This window comes from Clostridium sp. AF32-12BH, from assembly GCF_003477935.1.
Taxonomy (GTDB): domain Bacteria; phylum Bacillota; class Clostridia; order Lachnospirales; family Lachnospiraceae; genus Brotaphodocola.
Genome location: NZ_QUEH01000040.1, coordinates 1 through 3,420, shown reverse-complemented (window position 1 = coordinate 3,420; position 3,420 = coordinate 1). Strand labels below are relative to the sequence as shown.

Here is a 3,420-nt window from a genome sequence, read left to right as displayed (position 1 = left end):
ATTTCAGTTATGGGCAAGGTGTCAATGCCACAAGGCAAGGGAAGTCAGCTCCATAATAGACGAGAATATGAGAAGATAGGCAAGCCAATTCCAGACAATATTGACAGCTCAAAAACGGCTGAAAATATCACTCTGGTAGATAGAGACATACGGCAAGTGTATCAAGAAATTTTTGGGGACGCTCTGGAACAATACAATAGCAAGCAGAAAAGAGCTGACCGAAAAATAGAGGACTATTATGACCATATCCAGAAGTCGAAAAACGGAGAAAAACTGTTCTACGAAGATGTGGTGCAGTGGGGTAGTAAAGATGATTTTCAAGAGCCAGAAATGAGGGAAAGGGCAAAGAAAGCCCTTGTGCAGTATGTAAAGAGCTTTGAAGAACGAAACCCGAATTTGAGACTTATTGGGGCTTATATTCACATGGACGAAGCCAGTCCGCACTTGCATCTTGATTATGTTCCCGTGGCTCATGGATATAGTCGAGGGCTTTCGACAAGAAATTCCCTCGATAGAGCCATGAAAGAAATGGGCTTTGCACCAGAGAATGAGAGCCGAAAGAATAATGCTACCAAACTCTGGAAAGAGAGTGAAAGGTCATATTTTGGCGAAATATGTCGAAGTATGGGGCTTGAGGTCGAAATGGAACGACAGTCAACCAGAAAAAACCTATCAGTTGAGGAATACAAAGACGCCCGTGATGAAATGCTCGGAAACATCGAGCAGGAGAAAGAAGCCATAGTCGCAGAGGTCGAGCCACTGCGAGAACTCAAGACGGGCATAGATGAGATTGCCGGCACCGGCAAGACCGTCTTGCCAGGTGTCGTAGCGATAAAGAAAAAAAACCTTGAAGCGGTCAAGGAGCAGGCGAAAGCCTACACCGCCAATCGAGACGAAATCGAAACGCTGCGAGAGCGTTCGGCTGCTGTCTCCCAAAGGGAGCAGCGTGCCGATCAGCGAGAGCAGCAGCTCAATAAGCGTGAAGCAGGTCTGGAAGATATGCAGAACCAAATCATTGAGAGGTACAATCGTCAGCTCCGTCTCAATCAGCTTTTGGAGAAGTCCGAGAGAGACGGCAGAGCCAAAGACAAGAAGATAGCAGACCTGCAGACCGAGAACACCTCTCTGAGGGGTCAAATTCGCTCCTTAACGGCTCAAATTGACCAAATCAAGGCAGAACTATGGGAGAAGATAAATAACCTCACAGACAAGCTTAGAGGGGCTTACGAGAGCCTTACAAATGTTGTTAAGGCAGTCGGTATGCTGAAATATGACCGAGAGAAAGACCAGAACGGCAATTACACCTACGGCAAGTACGGTATAAGCAATTTAAGCAAGGCACAAGACAAGCTCATTGATGGCTTGGCAGAGTATGGAGCTAAGTGGGCGAAAGAGGACGGCTTTCCGGAGATGGCAGAGGAGATGGAAAAGCGTGTCGGTATCAGCAAGGGCATTGAGAAAATCATAGAGCCACAAGCTCCGAAGCGTTCTCATTACCACGATGGACCGAGCCTATAAAAAAAGAGCAGGGAAAACCCCTGCTCTATATTTTTTTCAGCTTTAGAGGGTTACTGTCCATTCCGATGAAGCGTTTAAGCGTTTCATCGGAGAAGCAATTAACGCTCCCATCGTGGTTTATTTCAAGACCAAGTATCTTTGCAACGATGGCAAATTGTGTGTCCGATAAATCAATTCCGTGGCTTTCGCCGTTGTAGTAATAGCAGAGTTCTGCTCCTTCCCAATCAATCATCATTCTTTTCCTCCAGGGCTAAAGTCATCTGTTCCTGCTTGTCTGGCTTAATCTCTTTCTTCTTTGTTCTGCTGAAAGTAATCTGGTCAACTGGCTCCTCGCTTTCATAGTACGATAGCAGGATTTGTCTCTTGGTATCATTACCCTTCATGAGAATGTTTGGATTGACGAGCCATACACCGTTCTGAACCTTTTTGATAAAGTTGTTCTCCTGCAATTTCTTCATGATGGTTGCAATGGTCTGGCGGCACACGCCCACATCCTTCGCTATCTTGGAGTAAGTGCCAATGAACATATTGTTCCCCTGACTGGTGTTCTCCACGATGTAGATGAATACATCAAGTTGCTTGCTGTCTATAATACCTAACACCGTGAGGAAGTCCATCAAATAGCACTTCCAGAAGTTCTTAGTGCCGTAGGTACGCTTCGTAATCTGGTCTACCCAAATAACCTCTCCTGTCTGGGTATCTACCAGTTCTCGCTTTTTCTGCCCTACGAGGGTTTGGGTCTGACTTATGTACTCTAAGTTCTTATCGTATTCCGCCATTTTACTTTACTCTCCTTCAGTATTTGGTCTGTTTGAGTTTAACATTTCACTCTGATGTTCAAACCGTAGTGTTAACTCTAAATAGACTATACATTCTATTTCCAATCTTGTCAATATGTTAAAAATACTTTCGATTTTTTAACATATTAGTCTAATTAAAATTAACATTACAGTATGCAAGACCAGACTAAGCAGTTTAATATATTAGACCGCTCAAAAACCCGAAAACCCTTGATTTTACTGGCTTTTTTGCACTTTTTAATTAAATTTACTCTCTTCTAAATATCAATGGGGCATTGAACCCCATTGATATTTGTGGGGAGACCCCACACCCCCCTCCAAAGTCGGAAGTCTGTGGTTCTGATTGCCGTTCCGTCTGGCGGTCAGTCAAGGGGCTTTCACGGCATATGCTCCCTCGCTTCGCTCAGTCCGCTATTCCATGTTCCCCTTGACAGCCCACCTCTGGGCAGTCTATCGGCTACGCCGAAAAAGGGAACAGTAGAAGCTAAAGCATCTACTGCCCTTTTCCGTCTGCCGATTGTACCGCCCAGACCGCCTACACTGGTTCCATGATGAATGGGGGACTATGCAAGGGGCTTTGCCCCCTGCACCCCCAGCCTCCCCTAGGAACAGTAGCGGGGCTTCGCCCTGTCAAGCGATAAATTTCGACATTTTTCGACACATAGAGCGAGAGTGCAGTCAAGGGTTTAAGGGTGGAGATTTTCGCAGAAAATACTACCCGTCCCTTGACGGAACGGAGCGATACACTGCCCTCGCAGAGGGAAAGGCGTGTTGCCTTTTCCTCCTGCCACACGGCGAGTGTGGGGTTTGGGGCAACGCCCCAAAAGTAAAGTTTAGGGTTGGCGTCCGCCTGCCCTTTTCAAAGGGCAAAGAGGACTGGGGAGCCGTCCGCAGACGGCGGGGCAAAAAATAGGGGGGTACTACGACACCCCCCTATGGGTGCTTTGTGCTTTGTGACGCTTTTTGGGGTTGCAAGGGGTCTCCCTTGCCCCTCGGAGAGCCCCGTGTTTTGATGCGAAGTGTCAAAACTCATAAGGGGTTACTCTTGACAAGAGTAACAGAACATTTTATCATAAATTTCAGATGAACCGAAAAAAGGGGG

Annotated in this window: 3 protein-coding genes; 1 reads left to right on the top strand and 2 read right to left on the bottom strand. The window is 46.5% G+C overall.

Annotated features, from left to right (window positions below; all coding sequences use genetic code 11):
- On the top strand, nt 1–1,518 hold a 1,518-nt coding region (locus tag DWZ40_RS19045; RefSeq protein ID WP_147354209.1), incomplete at its 5' end, for a plasmid recombination protein.
- Between the two features lie 25 nt (nt 1,519–1,543).
- Here DWZ40_RS19045 and DWZ40_RS19040 read toward each other — a convergent pair.
- Both DWZ40_RS19040 and DWZ40_RS19035 read right to left on the bottom strand, forming a co-directional pair.
- Complete coding sequence (locus DWZ40_RS19040; RefSeq protein WP_243035399.1) at nt 1,544–1,753, bottom strand: hypothetical protein; 210 nt, start codon at nt 1,751–1,753, stop codon at nt 1,544–1,546.
- Nucleotides 1,743–2,297 carry a replication/maintenance protein RepL gene (locus DWZ40_RS19035; RefSeq protein ID WP_118544350.1) on the bottom strand — a complete coding sequence of 185 codons (555 nt, stop codon included), beginning with the start codon at nt 2,295–2,297 and terminating at the stop codon, nt 1,743–1,745. The genes DWZ40_RS19040 and DWZ40_RS19035 overlap by 11 nt, the downstream gene beginning before the upstream one ends.
- Between the last annotated feature and the right edge of the window lie 1,123 nt (nt 2,298–3,420).

Bases quoted from the DNA above. Each gene is read 5' to 3' on its own strand.
- DWZ40_RS19040 (WP_243035399.1), bottom strand. From the start codon at position 1,753: ATGATGATTGATTGGGAAGGAGCAGAACTCTGCTATTACTACAACGGC.
- DWZ40_RS19035 (WP_118544350.1), bottom strand. From the start codon at position 2,297: ATGGCGGAATACGATAAGAACTTAGAGTACATAAGTCAGACCCAAACC.